Origin of the sequence: Cryobacterium sp. TMT3-29-2, from assembly GCF_004564305.1 — a bacterium.
Lineage (GTDB): Bacteria > Actinomycetota > Actinomycetes > Actinomycetales > Microbacteriaceae > Cryobacterium > Cryobacterium sinapicolor.
In genome coordinates, this window is sequence record NZ_SOGK01000131.1 from 1 (window position 1) to 15,932 (window position 15,932).

Annotated in this window: 15 protein-coding genes; 9 read left to right on the forward strand and 6 right to left on the reverse strand. The window is 66.9% G+C overall.

Annotated elements, in window-relative coordinates; translation table 11 throughout:
• On the reverse strand, positions 1-970 hold a 970-nt coding region (locus tag E3O67_RS15190; protein ID WP_135103073.1), incomplete at its 3' end, for a YDG/SRA domain-containing protein.
• 134 nt (positions 971-1,104) lie between these two features.
• Between E3O67_RS15190 and E3O67_RS15195 the strand changes: the two genes are divergently transcribed.
• Positions 1,105-2,136: an NADPH:quinone reductase gene (locus tag E3O67_RS15195; RefSeq protein WP_134427789.1), complete on the forward strand. Its 1,032-nt coding sequence runs from the start codon at positions 1,105-1,107 to the stop codon at positions 2,134-2,136.
• A gap of 196 nt (positions 2,137-2,332) precedes the next feature.
• Positions 2,333-3,112, forward strand: coding sequence for a hypothetical protein (locus E3O67_RS15200; RefSeq protein WP_134427787.1), 780 nt, complete (start codon positions 2,333-2,335; stop codon positions 3,110-3,112).
• A 256-nt stretch (positions 3,113-3,368) separates the two neighbouring features.
• On the opposite strand, the gene E3O67_RS15205 is transcribed toward E3O67_RS15200, so the two are convergent.
• Positions 3,369-3,743, reverse strand: coding sequence for a YccF domain-containing protein (locus tag E3O67_RS15205; RefSeq protein WP_134427785.1), 375 nt, complete (start codon positions 3,741-3,743; stop codon positions 3,369-3,371).
• Between the two features lie 59 nt (positions 3,744-3,802).
• Positions 3,803-5,836, reverse strand: coding sequence for a transketolase (gene tkt, locus E3O67_RS15210; protein ID WP_241979136.1), 2,034 nt, complete (start codon positions 5,834-5,836; stop codon positions 3,803-3,805).
• A gap of 128 nt (positions 5,837-5,964) precedes the next feature.
• On the opposite strand from tkt, the gene E3O67_RS15215 reads away from it, so the two are divergent.
• From E3O67_RS15215 to E3O67_RS15230, 4 genes are all read left to right on the forward strand, one after another.
• Entirely contained in the window at positions 5,965-7,149 is a 1,185-nt protein-coding gene (locus E3O67_RS15215) for an ROK family protein (RefSeq protein WP_134427781.1), read from the forward strand.
• A gap of 200 nt (positions 7,150-7,349) precedes the next feature.
• Positions 7,350-7,808, forward strand: coding sequence for a PTS sugar transporter subunit IIA (locus E3O67_RS15220; protein ID WP_135103075.1), 459 nt, complete (start codon positions 7,350-7,352; stop codon positions 7,806-7,808).
• 63 nt (positions 7,809-7,871) lie between these two features.
• The gene (locus tag E3O67_RS15225) at positions 7,872-8,144 is read left to right on the forward strand and encodes a PTS sugar transporter subunit IIB (protein ID WP_104099163.1); all 273 of its coding nucleotides are present in this window, start codon (positions 7,872-7,874) and stop codon (positions 8,142-8,144) included.
• Between the two features lie 43 nt (positions 8,145-8,187).
• Complete coding sequence (locus E3O67_RS15230; protein WP_134427779.1) at positions 8,188-9,714, forward strand: PTS ascorbate transporter subunit IIC; 1,527 nt, start codon at positions 8,188-8,190, stop codon at positions 9,712-9,714.
• Positions 9,715-9,831: 117 nt separating this feature from the next.
• On the opposite strand, the gene E3O67_RS15235 is transcribed toward E3O67_RS15230, so the two are convergent.
• Together E3O67_RS15235 and E3O67_RS15240 are read right to left on the reverse strand one after the other, a co-directional pair.
• Positions 9,832-10,536: a triacylglycerol lipase gene (locus tag E3O67_RS15235; protein WP_241979135.1), complete on the reverse strand. Its 705-nt coding sequence runs from the start codon at positions 10,534-10,536 to the stop codon at positions 9,832-9,834.
• Between the two features lie 26 nt (positions 10,537-10,562).
• Positions 10,563-11,390 (reverse strand): alpha/beta fold hydrolase, encoded by an 828-nt coding sequence (locus E3O67_RS15240; protein ID WP_134427777.1) that lies wholly within the window; start codon positions 11,388-11,390, stop codon positions 10,563-10,565.
• A gap of 277 nt (positions 11,391-11,667) precedes the next feature.
• On the opposite strand from E3O67_RS15240, the gene E3O67_RS15245 reads away from it, so the two are divergent.
• From E3O67_RS15245 to E3O67_RS15255, 3 genes are all read left to right on the forward strand, one after another.
• The gene (locus tag E3O67_RS15245; RefSeq protein WP_134427775.1) at positions 11,668-12,078 is read left to right on the forward strand and encodes a DUF2256 and DUF3253 domain-containing protein; all 411 of its coding nucleotides are present in this window, start codon (positions 11,668-11,670) and stop codon (positions 12,076-12,078) included.
• 280 nt (positions 12,079-12,358) lie between these two features.
• Entirely contained in the window at positions 12,359-12,544 is a 186-nt protein-coding gene (locus E3O67_RS15250; RefSeq protein WP_134427773.1) for a hypothetical protein, read from the forward strand.
• Positions 12,545-12,778: 234 nt separating this feature from the next.
• A complete protein-coding gene (locus E3O67_RS15255) occupies positions 12,779-14,290 on the forward strand; it encodes an MDR family MFS transporter (protein ID WP_135103076.1) in 1,512 nt (503 codons plus the stop codon).
• Between the two features lie 10 nt (positions 14,291-14,300).
• Here the strand turns inward: E3O67_RS15255 and E3O67_RS15260 are convergent, their stop codons facing one another.
• A complete protein-coding gene (locus E3O67_RS15260) occupies positions 14,301-15,686 on the reverse strand; it encodes an LLM class flavin-dependent oxidoreductase (protein WP_134427769.1) in 1,386 nt (461 codons plus the stop codon).
• Positions 15,687-15,932: the final 246 nt, after the last annotated feature.

Genomic DNA, 15,932 nt, shown 5'->3' on the forward strand with positions numbered 1-15,932 from the left:
CCGCCACGTGATCCGCTGCTCCCTCTGGCGACGAAAACACCAACACCGCGCCCAGCAATGCCACTACAAAACCCGCGGCCACACCCCACAAACGCAACTGTAGTACTAGCCAGAGGGCTCGATGATAGCCAGCATTCGAAGCTGCGACGACGTGATTTTTGCGGAAGGACAGGCTGGCAATCGGGGTCATCGTTCGTGTCTCAACGGCCTCCATCTGGTCTGTCAAAACGAGTCCTCCCAGATCAAACTGAGTGTGGTGATTCGGGCACAGGCACAGGATGTTGCTCAGAGCGTCATGGCCAAGATGGGGTCGTCCCAACGGTCTGACGTGAGCGCCCTCGGCGTAGAACGCGTTGTTCGCGGTCGGTATTGCATTTTCGCAGACCTGACACTCATAGTCATAGAGCTTTTTCACCACACGCGACAGCTGCGAGTCTCGAATCCGGCGGGACACGATAGTCGTGGCAAATTCCGGGTCGGGTAGATTCAGCGCTTGCGGCTCAAGTGGGACTTGTTCATCGATTCGCTCGAGTCGGAAGCGAATGATTTGGAAGCCATCGGGTCTCATCTCCATCCACCACTGGGTGACCAAATAGAGCCCCGAATATACGTAACCCGCGGGTGGGGCAAAAGGAGAACCTTTGTGTTTACCTCGAACGACACGAACGGGCAGAGCCTCGGCATGGCTCGTGATTAGGCCAGCATTGCCCGGAGCGTCCCGCGACTGATCCGCGATTTGGCGCGTGCTGTTGGGATCCTTGCCACCGTGACCGGAGTAGATAATGTAGTCGCCATTGTCCTCGTCGCCGACATAGCCGCCGGAAATGACGATCGAGTCGGAGCCCTCCAACTTGGTGCCGCTGATGCCGGCCTGAGTAGGGCGGTGGACGAATGCCTCGTGAAGCTCGCGGCGGTCAATGAAGAATTGGCCGGTTTTGACCCCTGCCGGTGTTCCAAAAAATCTAGTCATGGTGACGCCCCCTTCGCTGACTCTACCGTTGCATGAAAAAAAAATTTGTGCAGGCTGGAGCCATTTTGTGTGGCCTCGACAGGCAGCTTGCAGCAGCCGGGAACCATTCCACTCCCACCCGCGTTACCCCTGACATGAAGTCCATTGTGTACAGCCAAACCGGTGACCCGTCCGTGCTCCATCTCGTTGATCGGCCGGTGACCGAACCCGAAGCGGGCGAGGTGCGGGTGCGGATCGTGGTCAGCGGCGTCAACCCCACCGACTGGAAGTCACGCCGCGGCTCGGCACCGGGCCAGGCACTGCCGTTCGACGACGTCGTGCCGGGGCAGGACGGCGCCGGCATCGTGGAAGCGATCGGCGCCGACGTGCAACACGTCACTGTGGGCGACCGGGTGTGGCTGGCGCTCGCCGCGTACCAGCGCGCGAACAGCGGCTCGGCCCAGGAGCACGCGGTCCTGCCCGCGGAGCGCGTCTTCTTGCTTCCCGCGAATGCGAGCTTCGACCAGGGCGCGAGCCTCGGAGTTCCGGCGATCACGGCGCACCGCGCGCTGACGGTGGCGGAGGACGGACCGCGGCGGCTGCACCCGGGCGCCCTGGCGGGCAAGGTGGTGCTGGTGGCTGGTGGAGCAGGTGCGGTCGGGCATGCGGCGATCCAGCTGGCTCGGTGGGCGGGAGCATCCGTTGTCACGACTGTGAGCGGGCCGGCGAAGGCGGCGCTGGCCACGGCGGCCGGCGCGCAGCACGTGCTCACCTACACCGACCCGGATGTCGTCGAACAGATTCAGGCGATCGCACCGGAGGGGGTGGACCTGATCGTGGAGGTCGCACCGGCCCAGAATGCGCGGCTCGACCTGGCCGTCATCCGCAATCGCGGGTCGATCGCGGTCTATGCCAACAACGGCGGCGACCAGGTGACGCTCGACGTGCGCCAGCACTTCAGCCTCAACGTGCGCTACCAGTTCGTGCTGCTCTACACGGTCGGCGCCGACGTGATTCGGGCGGCGGCAGAGGACATCACCGCGGCCCTCGTCGACGGCGCGCTGGCCGTGGGGGAGGAGGCGGGGCTGCCGCTGCGCCGCACCGACCTTGCGCACACGGCGGATGCGCATGCCCTGGTCGAGAGCGGGGTTGTGGGGAAGGTGCTGATCGACGTTTCTGCGGGGTGATCTGCGGAGCACGAACGGACCATCACTCTCCGCGGCCCGGTGTGCGTGGCCCGCCGTTGTGCTGAACCAGTTTGCCGTCGTGATCGGTTCGGGTGCGCGCCCGCGCGTCGCGGGGCCACGATCAGATGAGCGGTACCTGAGTCCCAGGTGTACGTTGCGTGCAACGAACCGGATGGGAGCTGTGACGATGCCGAAAATGGACGCAAGCGAACCAAGCAACACCGCCCTCTACGTCACGGGCGGTGTGCTCACTGTTGTCCTGGCCGCTCTGACGGTTCTGATCACGGTGCTTGCTCAGCAGCCTGTGGGTGTTCCAGCCGAAATCGCGCTCACCGTTTGGATCCTCCTCGGACTATCAGCGCTCCTCGTCCTGCTTACGCTGGTGGCCTGGATTTCCCGAGTTATGGATGGCACGGCGAACCGTGGTGCCCTCAATCTTCCGAACGGCAGCATCAGTGCGGTGATTGCGCTGTTGCTTCTGCTCCTCTTCGCGTTTTCGTCGATCTACCTGTTCAGCCAGCTCAGCTCAAGGGAATCGCGGGGCGCGGAGTCCACCGGAGTTTCGGAAAGCACACTCGCGGGCTTTCCCTCTGAGCGCGTCATCAGCGTCAATGTTGCCGAGGCTGGCGCCGCCGATGGGACCGGGCGAACCTACGATGTGGTGCTGGCGCCGGCGCCTGGCGCAAGCACTGACTTCGCCGAGACGATCTTCGCCACGCTGTCGACGGTCGTCATCGCAATCGTCGGTTTCTACTTTGGGCAGCGGGCCGCTACCTCGGGGGTTCAAGCCGTACAAGAACTACAGTCAAACGCCGAGCTGACTCGTTCAAGGATTGAGCTAGAGCGGGAAATGCAGACGGCACGGGTACCAATTGCCGGAGCGGGAGCCAGCGTCGTAGAACCGGGTTCCGCACCCGTTTCGGATGGCCTGGCCTCAGAGCGAGCACCGGCGCCGCCGGAAAAACCGGGAGCGTGAATCGCATACCAATCGGCCTCCCTGGCCGCGGCGATAGTGGCATTCGATGAGACCCTCTGCTGAGCAGACATGCTTGGCCGGTTGAGCGTTGACCAGAGAGGTCGGGGCTGTAGTCGCAACAGAATCAGGCTGGACGGGGCCTTTTTCCAGTTTCGATCGCCCTGTGGCGGGTCTTAAGGAAAACCGAGAATCGACGCAATCCCACAGTTCGTTCCTGGAACGACAGGTCCATGCGCCCTCGAGGACCGGCGGACGCTTAGCGAATGTCGACGATCTGCTTGCCGAGCGGCATCAGCGCCACCGGGATCAGCTTGAAGTTGGCGATCCCGAAGGGGATTCCGATGATCGTGATGCAGAGCGCGATGCCCGAGAACAGATGTCCGAGGGCGATCCAAAAACCGGCCAGCACCACCCAGACCACGTTGCCCAGGAACGACCCGACGCCAGCGTTCGGCTTGTCGACCACGGTCTTGCCGAACGGCCAGAGCGCGTAGACGCCGATCCGGGCCGACGCGATTCCCCAGGGGATGGTGATGATCAGCACGAACATGACCACCGCCGCAAACATGTAGCCGAGGAACAGCCAGAAGCCGGCGAACACGAGCCAGATGACATTGAGGATGGTGGTCATGATGATTCCATTCTCTACCTGGCGGCCGGGTCGCCGGGTCGCCGGGTCGACGGCGTGGCTCACCGAGCGCGCAAACCTGCCGATTCCCTGAGTCGAGGGGCGGCGAGGGTGGCGCGCGCAGCGCTGAGGACCGCGTCGAGGTGGATGCCGCGGAGACGGAGAACCTCGGGGCCGTTGCCCGACTCGCCGAACTCCTCGATCGACACCACGCGCCCGTCGAGGCCCACCCAGCGGTACCAGGCATCGCCGCGGCCCGCCTCGACGGCGACCCGGGCACGCAGTGCCGCCGGCAGCACGGACTCACGGTAGTCGGCGCTCTGCTCGGCGAACCACTCGACACAGGGCATGGACACGACCCGGGCGGAGATGCCCTCCTCGGTCAAGCGTGCGGCGGCCTCGATCGCGAGGTGAACCTCGCTGCCGGTCGCGAGGATGGCCAGGTCGTCGCCGTCGCCGTGCTGCCAGCGCACATAGCCGCCGGCCGTGACGCCTGCGGGGGTGGTGTCGCTGCTCTCGAGCACGGGCAGGTCCTGCCGGCTCAAGACCAGGGCGACCGGCCGGTCGGGGGAGGCGAGAATGCGGCGCCAGGCGGCGACGACCTCGACGGAGTCGGCGGGGCGCACCACGTCGAGCCCCGGGACGGTGCGCAGCGATGCGATCTGCTCGACCGGCTGATGGGTGGGCCCGTCTTCACCGACGGCGACGGAGTCGTGGGTGTAGATGTAGACCGCGCCGAGACCCATCAGTGCGCCCAGACGGATGCTGGGTCGCATGTAATCGCTGAACACCAGGTAGGTGGAGGCGAACGGGCGCCACGGCCCCTGCAGTGCGATGCCGTTGAGAATGGCGGCCATCGCGTGCTCCCGGATGCCGAACCGGATGAACTCACCCGCCGGATTCGCGGCGGAGAAGCGGTTGCCGTCGACCTCCACCGTGGTGGAGCCGGCGAGGTCGGCGGATCCGCCCCACAGCGGCACTGAACCCTGCAGCGCGCGGAGCACGGCACCGTTTGCCTTGCGGGTCGCGATCGTGTCGCCGGCGCTGCCGACGTTCACGGTGTCGAGGGCGGAGCTTTCGAACTCCCCGCCGCGGAAGGCGGCCCAGCGTGCCGCGGCTGCGGGGTCGCCGGTGCTCCAGGAGGTGAGGTCGGCCTCCCAATCGCGGTGCAGTTGCTCGCCGCGGGCGAGGGCATCCCGGGTGTGTGCGAGGGTTTCGGGGCTGACGAGGTCGGCGAGGGGAGCGTCGGGGGCGAAGCCAAGCGTCGTCATCACCGCGGCGAGTTCGTCGGCGCCGAAGCCACCGGCGTGCGCGGCGGACGTGCCGCCGAACTTCTGGGAGGGGGAACCGATGACGGTGCGGAGGGCCACGAGGGTGGGGCGACCGGTGCGTTCCGCCGCCGCGCGGAGCGTGGCCTCCAGGGCGTCGAGGTCGTTCGGGGTGTCGATCTCGAGCACCCGCCATCCGTAGGCCCGGTACCGGGCCCGAACGTCTTCGGAGAAGGTCTCGTCGGTGCCCGAGTCGATGGTGATGCCGTTGTCGTCCCAGATCAGCACCAGGTTGTCGAGGCCGAGGGTGCCGGCCAGGCTCGACGCCTCGCCGGAGACGCCCTCCTGCAGGCATCCGTCGCCCGCCAGCACCCAGGTGGTGTGGTCGAGCAGGGTTGAGCCGGGGGTGAACACGGCGCTCTCGTGTCGGGCTGCCATGGCCATGCCCACCGCGGATGCGACGCCCTGACCGAGCGGGCCGGTGCTCATCTCCACGCCCACGGTGTGATGCACCTCGGGGTGCCCCGGTGTTTTCGAGCCGAGAGTGCGGCTCTTGGCGAGGTCGTCCAGGGTGAGGCCGTAGCCGGTGAAGAACAGCTGGGTGTAAAGCAGAAGGCTGGCGTGACCGGCCGAAAGAATGAATCGGTCTCGGGCGGGCCAGTCGGGGTGGGCGGGGGAGTGGCGCAGGACTCGGGAGAACAACACATGGGACAATGGCGCCAATGCCATCGCGGTGCCGCCGTGTCCGTGTCCTTTCGCCTGCACCACGTGGGCGGCCAGGGCCTGGGCGCTCGCGACGGCGCGAGCGTCGAGTTCGGTGTGCGTCATCGTTGACGAGGGATTCCTTGATTCGGTAGCCATGCGAGATACTTTGGTATAGAAATGTACTTAAGTCAAACAGTTGGTTCGGCGACGTCCTCACAACCTTGCGGATGCGTCAGATGGAGGGGAATTCCATGGCACACGCTTTGTCCACCGGGTCGGGTGTGGTGCTTGACCTCATCCGATCCGGCCGTGCCACCACCCGCACTGACCTGATCGAGCAGCTCGGCTGGTCGCGCGTTACCCTCGCCCGGCGCCTTGACGAGCTTCTCCAGGCGTCCATCGTGATGAGCGTGGGGCAACTCGATTCCCGTGGCGGCCGGCCGCCCGAGGAGTTCGCCGTGAACCCGGATGCCGGCCTGCTGCTGGCCGTGGACATCGGTGGATCGCACACCCGGCTGGCCATCACCGACCTGGTGTCCACCATCCTCAGCGAAGACGAGGCTGACATCGGCCTGAGTGAAGGGCCGGTCGAGATCTTCGACTGGGCCGGCCAGGTCTTCGACCATATGCTCGACCGGCTCGGCAAGACCCGCGCTGACGTTGTGGGCATCGGTGTCGGTGTGCCCGGACCGGTCAACTACGTCACCGGGCGTCTCGCCCGACCGCAGGTGGACACGCAATGGGAGGGCGTGCTGGTGCAGGACTACTTCGCCGGCCGCTACGACCACGCCGTCTTCGCCGTGGACCGGGACGTCAACATCATGGCGCTCGCCGAGGCCCGGCGCGTCGGGAGTGAGTACCGCGATGTCGCCGTGCTCAAGGCCGGCATCGGCGTGGGACTCGCCTTCGTGCTCGACGGCTCGATCTACCACGGCTCCCGCGGCGGCGCCGGCGACCTCAGTGCCGTGCGTGCCGATGGGGAGCGCACCGTTCGGCTCGAGACCATCGCCAGCGGTGCGGTCATCCGCCGCGAGCTGCTCAGGCAGGGGCGCCAGGTGCGCACCAGCAGCGACATCGTGGGGCTCGCCAACGACGGTGACCCCGCGGTATTGAGTCTGCTCGCCGAGACCGGCGCCCAGATCGGGCAGAGCCTGGCCCATGTGGTGGGGCTGCTCAACCCGCAGGCCGTCGTCGTCGGCGGCAACCTGGCCCAGGCCGGTGAGCCCTTCCTCGGTGCGATCCGGGAGGCGATCTTCGCCGGCGCCCGCGACTTCGCCCTGCAGGGACTGGTGGTGGAGAAGTCCCGGCTCGGCGCCATCGCCGGCGTCACGGGCGCCTCGCTCATCGCGCAGGATGCCCTGTTCGACGCCGATCGCATCAGCCGTCTCACTCGCGGCGGCGTGTCCGGCGTCACGCTCCGCACCGCTGCGAGCTGACCTCGCGCGCCTGATCCGGCATCTGAAGAGGTTCTCTGCCGGCGGGCGTCGGTCGGCGTGCCGTTCGCCGGGTGGCACGCCCCTGTCGACCGGTCGAAAAACTTTGGTTCATTTGTAGACAAAAGGTCGCTTAGGCTAATACAGTCATCTCAGCGGCCCTCGCGGGCCGGCTGCGTCGAAAACAACAAAGGAGTTCATTCGTGGCACTGAACCTGGCCGAAGCCCTCGCGTCGATCGAGACCCAAGCGGAGGCCGCCGACTGGCGGGCCGCCATCCGTCTTGCGGGCGCCGGCTTGGTGACCGGCGGGGCCACCACGGATGCCTACACCGACGAGATGATCGCCGCGGTCGAGAAACACGGCCCGTACATGGTCATCGCCCCCGGGATCGCCCTGGCGCACTCCCGCCCCTCGCCCGCAGTACTCACCGGCGGCCTGAGCTGGGTCAGCCTGGCCACCCCCGTCGAGTTCGGCAACGCCGCCAACGACCCGGTCACCCTCGTGATCGGTTTGGCCGCCAAAGACCACGCTGCCCACCTCGCGGTGATGCAGGCGCTCGCCGGGGTGCTCTCGGACAGTGGCGCCATGAAGCGTCTGGCCGTCGCCGGCACTGCCGACGAGGTGCGCGCCGTGCTCGGCGAACTCGCCGCTGCCGCGTGAACCGCGCCACCGACATCCACTTCTGACTTATTTCACCCCTCTCACCCAATCGAAAGGCACCCCATGAAGATCGTCGCTGTCTGTGGAATGGGCATTGGTACCTCAGTGCTCCTGAAAATGAACGCCGAGAAGGTTCTCGCCAAGCTCGGCATCGATGCGGATGTCGAGGCCGCCGATATGGGCGTGGCTCGCGGTGCCGCTCAGACGGCCGAGATCGTGCTCACCTCGGAGGAGCTGGCCGAGGAACTCGGCGATGTGCCCGCCCAGGTCATCGTCATCAAGAACTTCTTCGATCTCGAGGAGATTACCGAGAAGCTCACCGCCGCAGTCGAGTAACCCCTTCACCTTTCCCCCACTCACAGAATAAGGAGCTCCCACAATGGAGTGGCTCGTCGTCGTACTGAACTTCATCGGTCAACAGATCCTCAACGTTCCGGCTTACCTGATCGGCATAATCACCGCCATCGGACTTATGGCACTCAAGCGCAACGCCGGACAGGTGATCGGCGGCGCCCTCAAGGCGGCCCTCGGCTTCCTGATCCTCGGTGCCGGCGCCGGCGTCGTGGTGGGCTCCCTTGACCCGCTGGGCAAACTGATCCTCGCGGTCACCGGCGCCCAGGGTGTTATTCCCACCAACGAGGTCATCACCGCCATCGCGCAGGACGAGTTCGGCGCCCAGAGCGCCTACGTGCTCACCCTCGGGTTCCTGGTGATGCTGGCCCTGGCCCGCTTCACCCCGCTGAAGTACGTCTTCCTCACCGGCCACCACATGGTCTTCATGGCGACCATGCTCACCGTGGTGCTCTCCGTCGGTTTCGGTGACGGTGCCGGCTGGCTTGTGGTCGTCATCGGCGCTCTGCTGCTCGGCGTGATCATGGTGGTCATGCCCGCGTTCGTGCATCCGTGGACCAAGAAGATCACCGGCAACGACACCATCGCGATCGGCCATTTCGGCACCCTCGGCTACATCGCCGCCGGTGCGGCCGGCCAGGCCGTGGGGCGTCGCAGCAAGTCGACCGAAGAGATCAAGTTTCCGCAGGGACTCAAGTTCCTGCGCGACTCGATGGTCGCCACCTCGCTGTCGATGGTTCTCATCTACATGGTCTTCGCTATCTGGGGCCTCATCGCCCTGCCGCTGCAGGAGGCGCTCGACATCTTCGGCTCCGCCGACGCCGGCGCGTTCATCATGGCGGCCTTTGCGCAGGCCCTGCAGTTCGGTGTGGGTGTCGCGGTCATCCTCTACGGTGTGCGCACCGTGCTCGGCGAGCTGGTGCCCGCGTTCCAGGGCATCGCCGAGAAGGTTGTGCCCGGAGCGCGTCCCGCGCTCGACATCCCGATCGTGTTCCCGTTCGGCGCCAACGCCGTGCTCATCGGCTTCCTGAGCTCATTCGCCGGTGGCCTCCTCGCGCTGGGTGTGCTGGCAATCTGGCTGAACCCGATGTTCGGGCTCGCGCTGATCCTGCCCGGCATGGTGCCGCACTTCTTCACCGGCGGTGGAGCCGGCGTCTACGGCAACGCGACCGGCGGACGCCTCGGAGCCATGATCGGCGGCTTCGTCAACGGCGTGATCATCACCATTCTGCCCGCCATCCTTCTGCTGGTCCTCGGCGACTTCGGCTTCGCGAACAGCACATTCGGCGACGCCGACTTCGGTTGGTTCGGCACGCTCATCGGTGTCAGCGTCGGTGTGGGCGGCGGACTCGGGGTCATCCTCGCGATCCTCATCGCCGCGGTGCTGGTCGGCGTCGCAATCGTCTACCAGATCCGCGTTGTGGACACGGGCTGGGTGCCCGGGGCCAAGCGCGACGTGTGGATCGCCGAGGAGAAGGCGGCCGAGAAGGCCGTTCTCGACGCCGAGAAGGCGCGACGCAAGGCAGAGAAGGAAGCCGCGGCCGAGGCCGTCTAGCTTCACCGGCTTGACGTTTCGTCAGAGGGCGGCTCCGCGGTGCGGGGTCGCCCTCATCGTGGGTCCGTGGTCTGCTGCGCAGGCGGCGACTGACCTGGGGTCTGCCGGCGACCGGGGTCAGACCGCCGGTGTTCCGGCATCCGTCACCGCGTCGAGCACGGCCCGCACGGTTCTCGGATCACCGAGGATGCGGAAGTGCCCGCCGACCCGCAGCTCGATGTTGCGGGCGCCGGCGAGCTCACTGCCCTCGGGGATGTGCGGGTCGAACACCCCGTAAATGGACGTGATGCGGTCGTTGACCCGGTGGTCCAGGCCGAGGTCGCGCAGGGCGGCGTTGGCCGGCGCGAAGGCACGGATGCTCGGCACCACCCAGTATCGCGCATAGCGGGAACCGCCGAAGGGGGCACTGATCGCGGCCATTGCGCTCACCCGCTGGTCGGGGTCGGCGGCCGTCATCAGCTGCTTGCCGATCAGGCCACCCTTGCTGTGCGCCACGATGATCACGCCGGTCAGGTTCTCCCGCTGGAGGTAGGAGGCCACGGTCGCGGCGGCATCCGCCAGGGAACGCCGGTTGCGGCCCAGCTTCGCCACCACGTGCACCGGATGTCCGTGGTCGTGCAACGTCTGAATCAGCGGGCGCATGAACTGCCAGGATTCGTACACTCCGGGGATGATCACGATCGGGGCCTTGGCACCGGAGCGGAAGTCCGCCGGCCGGGCGCGGGACAGGAACGCGCGGGTCTGCCCGATCCCCGCGTAGACATAGTCGAGCGCCCACCACCGGGCCTCGCACAGATGGCGGCCCAGCAGGTGGGGGCTCAACAGGCGGGGGGTTGGCAGCCGGCGCCTCATGCGGCAGGGTGCATGATCGACGCGTGCCGCCGGACGTGTGCCTCGATCTGAGCGGCAGTCTCCGTAGCGGCGGTGTAATGCACCAGGTGACGGTGCCCCGCGACCTCGACGAGATGCCCGTTCGGCGCGGCGGCGCTCAGCGACTCACACCAGGCGTGACCCGAGACCGGGTCGTTGTCACCGCGGATCACGAGGGTGGGGGTGCGCACCTCGCGGAGCGCCAGGTCGGTGCGGTACTCGAGCATCACGGCGAGTTCGCTGAAGAACCAGCGCGGGCCGCACTTGAGGTAGTCGCGGAAGACGATCAGCTTGCCTGACGGTGGCTCCTTGGCCGAGTCCCGGGTCAGGCCCATCGCCTGTTTCACGGCCGTCGCCCGGCGGGGATCGGTGACGGGACCGATCAGAACCAGGTGGGAGACGACATCCGGTCGTTGCCGGGCCAGCTCCGTGACGAACTGGCCGCCCATCGAATGGCCGACCAGGACCACCCGCGGCACGTCGAGTCGATCCAGAAGCCGGCCGAGCAGGGTGCCGCATTCTTCGACCGAGAGTGGCCGCTCGGGGCGCCGGGTGCCGCCGAACCCGGGCAGGTCGAGAGAGATCGTGTGCCCGATGACGGCCAGTGACGACTGCATCCGGCGGTAGTAGCGGTGCGACGCCCCGATGCCGTGCACCAAGAGGAAAGTCGGCAGCTCCGGCGCCGTCGAGGTGCTGGCCATGGAGTGCACGGTGAACTGTTGCCCGTCCACCTCGACGTTACGGTTGTGGATGGGGACGGGGGTCGGCTGACGGCGGTCGGCGCTCGCCTGGTCGGTGCTCGGCACGGGGGTTTTCCTTCTGGTTCAGGTGCGGGAACCTCATCGTGCTGGAGATTCGGGTGGTCACGGCGGTGCGGGGTGGGACATCCGTCACTGATAAGACGGATGCGCGCCGGATTCGTCACGCGCACGTCGCCGATCGGTGGGGTGCGCCCTACCCGGCGTCCTGTAGCCCGAGAGTCGCCGATTCTGCCGAGAACCGCCACAGGGTCGGCGACGCTGGGCGCAAACGGCGACTCTCGGGAACGCTCGGCGACGCGCCCAATCCCGCAGGATAGAAGGCATGGCCCACCGTCAACGCACACCCGCCGATTCTGACCCTGCCCGCGACCGGGCGGATAAGACGTGCGCCTCGTGCGGGCGGCGCATCGAGTGGCGCGCGAAGTGGGCGAACAACTGGGATTCGGTGAAGTACTGCGGGGCCGCGTGCCGCTCGCACGGCGTCAACGCGACCGACCTCAAGCTCGAAGAGGCCATCGCGACACTGCTGCGTGCACGGGCGACGGATGCCACGATCTGCCCGTCCGAGGCGGCGAAAGTGGTCGGCGGCGAGGACTGGAGCGACCTGATGGAGCCGGCCCGGCGAGCCGCCCGCCGCATGGTCGCCCGCGGCGAACTGCAGATCACGCAGGGCGGCACCGTCGTCGACCCGTCGACGGCGAAAGGTCCGATCCGGTTGCGGCGGGTGCGGTAGCCGGCCGGTAAGCGGCCTTCCATCCAACGATGCCGCGCGTGCGGTGAACCTGCCGCTATCAACCTGGGCAAGGCGACAACTTGGCCGCACGCGTGAGACGGATGCAGTCACGACGGAGACGAGCTCAGCAACCCGGGCGCCGTTCGCTCCGGCATGCGGCATGGCATATCGGGGGCCCTCGTCACGGCATCGACGGATGAGCTGGCTGCGGCGATCCGCACCCACGGGCGCGCGCTGCAGCTGCTTGGGAAGTCGGACTTCACCACCCTGCTGCTGGTCGTTGCCTGTCTCGCTGAGCATCCGGCATCCGGCATCCGGCTGGCGCATTCGCCAGCTGCCGATTCGGGGGATCGAGGCGGTGCTCGAGCTCATCCGTTCGGAGGGGAACGTGCGGCTCGAGCAGGAGCGGATCCCGTGGGCGCAGGCGCTCGCCCAGCTGAAGGGTGTCGCCGCGGGTTCGCGCTGACCCGGGCTCTCGGCGGCGACACTCGCTCCGTACCCGCGCCGCAGTCGTCGACGCGCCCGGTGAGACGACGACTTTGAGGGGTGCGCCGGCTCGTCAGCCCCTCAAACGTGTCGTTTCGGCGGCATGACGTGGAATGAATCCCGGCGAGTGCGAGTTGTCTTTCTGAGCACGAGGTTCCGGCTTGGAGCGACTGCCTCACCACTTCTTGACCGCACGACCCGACGGGACCTCCAAATGTCTGAAACCGCCAGCGCCGCCAGCCCCAACGCAGGAACCACCACCACCACCACCACCACCACGACGGGCACGGATGCCGCCGCGCACGATGCCGCCGCATCCGCCGCCGACGCGGCCACCGGTATCCGTAACCGCCTGGTCATCACCCTGCTGCTGGTCTCCACCTTCGTCGTCATCCTGAACGAGACGATCATGGGGGTGGCCCTGCCGCGCCTGATGAGCGACCTCTCCATCACCGCAAGCGCTGCGCAGTGGCTGACCAGCGCGTTCATGCTCACGATGGCCGTGGTCATCCCGATCACCGGGTTCCTGCTGCAGCGCTTCAACACCCGGCCGGTCTTCATCGCGGCCATGACGCTGTTCAGCACGGGCACCCTGATCGCGGCCGTCGCACCCGGCTTCGAGGTGCTGTTGGCCGCCCGGGTCGTGCAGGCCACCGGAACGGCGATCATGTTCCCGCTGCTGCTGACCTCGGTGATGACCCTCGTGCCGCCGGCGCACCTCGGCCGCATGATGGGCAACATCTCCATCGTGATCTCGGTCGCCCCGGCCATCGGCCCGACAATCTCGGGCGCCATCCTCAGCGTGCTGGACTGGCGCTGGATGTTCATCCTCGTTCTCCCGATCGCCCTCACCGCGCTGGTCGTGGGCGGCATCCTGATGCAGAACGTGACGACGCCGCGCAAGACGCCCATCGACGTGCTCTCGGTCATCCTCTCGGCGCTCGGCTTCGGCGCGCTCGTCTACGGCCTCAGTAACCTGGGCACGGCCCCCGGCGGCATCGCGTCGGTCGCCGGCGGGCTGCCGCTTCTGGTCGGCGCCCTCGGACTCACCCTGTTCATCCTGCGTCAGCTCGTTCTCCAGCGCACGGATGCCGCCCTCCTCGACCTGCGCACCTTCCGTTCGCGCACGTTCACCTTCTCCATCGTGATGATGGCGATCAGCATGATGGCCCTGTTCGGAACCATCATCCTGCTGCCGATCTACACGCAGACCGTGCTCGGCCTCAGCGCGCTGCAGGCCGGACTGATCCTGCTGCCCGGCGGCCTCGTGATGGGCCTGCTCGCGCCGTTCGTCGGGCGCCTCTACGACCGGTCCGGACCCACCCGGCTGCTGATCACGGGCTCCAGCATCGTCAGCGCCGTGTTCTGGTCGATGACCCTGCTGAACGCGAACAGCTCGCCGTGGCTGGTGCTCGCCGCCCACGTCTCCCTCAGCTTCGGCCTCGCCCTGCTCTTCACCCCACTGTTCACCGCGAGCCTCGCCGCCGTGCGCCCCGAGCTGTACTCGCATGGCAGCGCCGTCGTCGGCACCGTGCAACAGCTCGCCGGAGCGGTCGGCACGGCACTGTTCGTGACCGTGATGGCATCCGTCGCTGCGTCGCGCCTGGCCTCCGGGGCAACGGATGTCGCCGCCACCTCCGCGGGAATCCAGGCCGCGTTCCTGTGCGGCGCCGTGATCTCGCTGTTCGCGATCCCCGCGGCGTTCTTCATTCGTCGCCCGGTGTAGCGGCCCCTCCTTACCTCACGGATTGGGACGCCCCGATCCGATAGCCGGCACCGTGGTGCTCCTCGGGCAAACGGTCGCCGCGCCCGTGCAGCTTGTTGCGCAGTGTGCCCTCGACATACTCTTCCGGATAAGCCCCGCGACGACGCAACTCTGGAATCACGAACTCGACCACGTCCTCGAACGTTCCGGGCGTGATCGCGTAGGCGAGATTGAATCCGTCCACATCGGTGTCTGCCACCCATTCCTGCAGGTGGTCGGCGACCTCCTCCGGGGAGCCGACGATGAACGGCCCCAACCCGCCGATCGCGCCGAGCTTCGCGATGTCACGCACGGTCCATTCGGAACCGTCATCATTCGCCGCTTGGAAGTTCGCCACCGCCGACTGGATCGCGTTACTCTTCACGTTGCCGATCGGCTCATCGAGGTCATATCGGGAGAGATCGATGCCCATCCAGCCAGACATGAACACCAGTGCTCCCTCTTCGCTCGCATAGGAGAGATAGTCCTGATGTTTTGCGTGTGCCTTCTCGCTGGTCTCGTCGGTGATGATGGTCAGCAGCGTGTAGATCTTCGCGGAGTACCGGTCACGACCGGCCTGCTCAAGCGCATCCCGGATCCTGCTCACGGTCGCGGTGAGGCCGGACTTGGTCGAAGCGGCCACGAAGATCGCCTCGGCGTTGCCGGCGGCGAAGGCGATGCCGCGCGGCGACGCCCCGGCCTGGTAGATCACCGGCGTGCGCTGCAGTGACGGCTCAGACAGGTGAATGCCTGGCACTGTGAAGTTCTTGCCGTGATGCCCGATCTCGTGCACCTTGCTCGGATCGGTGAACACCCCGGTCGCCCGGTCGCGGATGACGGCGTCGTCTTCCCACGAGCCCTCCCACAACTTGTACAGCACCTCGAGGTACTCGTCGGCGACCTCGTAGCGGTCGTCGTGCTCCAACTGGTCGACCTGCCCCATGTTGCGGGCAGCGCTCGGCAGATAACCGGTGACGACGTTCCAGCCGACGCGACCCTTCGTCAGATGGTCGAGCGTCGACATCCGTCGTGCGAAGGGGTACGGATGCTCGTACGCCGTTCCCGCGGTTATGCCGAACCCGAGGTTCTCGGTCACGGCCGCCATCGCGGAGACCAGCAGAATCGGGTCGTTCACGGGAACCTGGGCACCGTGCCGGATCGCGGCTTCGTTCGAACCGCCATAGACGTCGTACGTTCCCAGCACATCGGCGATGAAAATGCCATCGAAGGTGCCGCGCTCGAGCAGCCTGGCCAAATCGGTCCAATAGGAGAGGTCCTTGTAGCGCCAGGACTGGTCAAGCGGATGCCGCCACATTCCTGAAGACTGGTGGGCGACGCAGTTCATGTCAAAGGCATTGAAGCGAATTTGTCTGGGCATGCCACCCATCCTGTGGTGCGGTCGGTGACGGTGCCACAGCGCTCGCCATGTGGCGTAACACGCGCATCGCTGCGATGCCCGTGCGCGGGTGCTGCGCGGGTGCTGCGCCGTTCCGCGCGGGTGCTGCGCCGTTCCGCGCGGGTGCTGCGCGGGTGCTGTGCGCAGGCTGCGCGGGTGCTGCGCCGTTCCGCGCGTGGCACTTCATCAGCGCAGCGGCGCAGCACGCGCCCCGAACCGGCACAGCCC

Bases quoted from the DNA above. Each gene is read 5' to 3' on its own strand.
- tkt (WP_241979136.1), bottom strand. From the start codon at position 5,836: ATGACGCACACCGAACTCGACGCTCGCGCCGTCGCGAGCGCCCAGGCC.
- E3O67_RS15255 (WP_135103076.1), top strand. From the start codon at position 12,779: ATGTCTGAAACCGCCAGCGCCGCCAGCCCCAACGCAGGAACCACCACC.
- E3O67_RS15260 (WP_134427769.1), bottom strand. From the start codon at position 15,686: ATGCCCAGACAAATTCGCTTCAATGCCTTTGACATGAACTGCGTCGCC.
- E3O67_RS15205 (WP_134427785.1), bottom strand. From the start codon at position 3,743: ATGACCACCATCCTCAATGTCATCTGGCTCGTGTTCGCCGGCTTCTGG.
- E3O67_RS15225 (WP_104099163.1), top strand. From the start codon at position 7,872: ATGAAGATCGTCGCTGTCTGTGGAATGGGCATTGGTACCTCAGTGCTC.
- E3O67_RS15200 (WP_134427787.1), top strand. From the start codon at position 2,333: ATGGACGCAAGCGAACCAAGCAACACCGCCCTCTACGTCACGGGCGGT.
- E3O67_RS15245 (WP_134427775.1), top strand. From the start codon at position 11,668: ATGGCCCACCGTCAACGCACACCCGCCGATTCTGACCCTGCCCGCGAC.
- E3O67_RS15230 (WP_134427779.1), top strand. From the start codon at position 8,188: ATGGAGTGGCTCGTCGTCGTACTGAACTTCATCGGTCAACAGATCCTC.
- E3O67_RS15215 (WP_134427781.1), top strand. From the start codon at position 5,965: ATGGCACACGCTTTGTCCACCGGGTCGGGTGTGGTGCTTGACCTCATC.
- E3O67_RS15195 (WP_134427789.1), top strand. From the start codon at position 1,105: ATGAAGTCCATTGTGTACAGCCAAACCGGTGACCCGTCCGTGCTCCAT.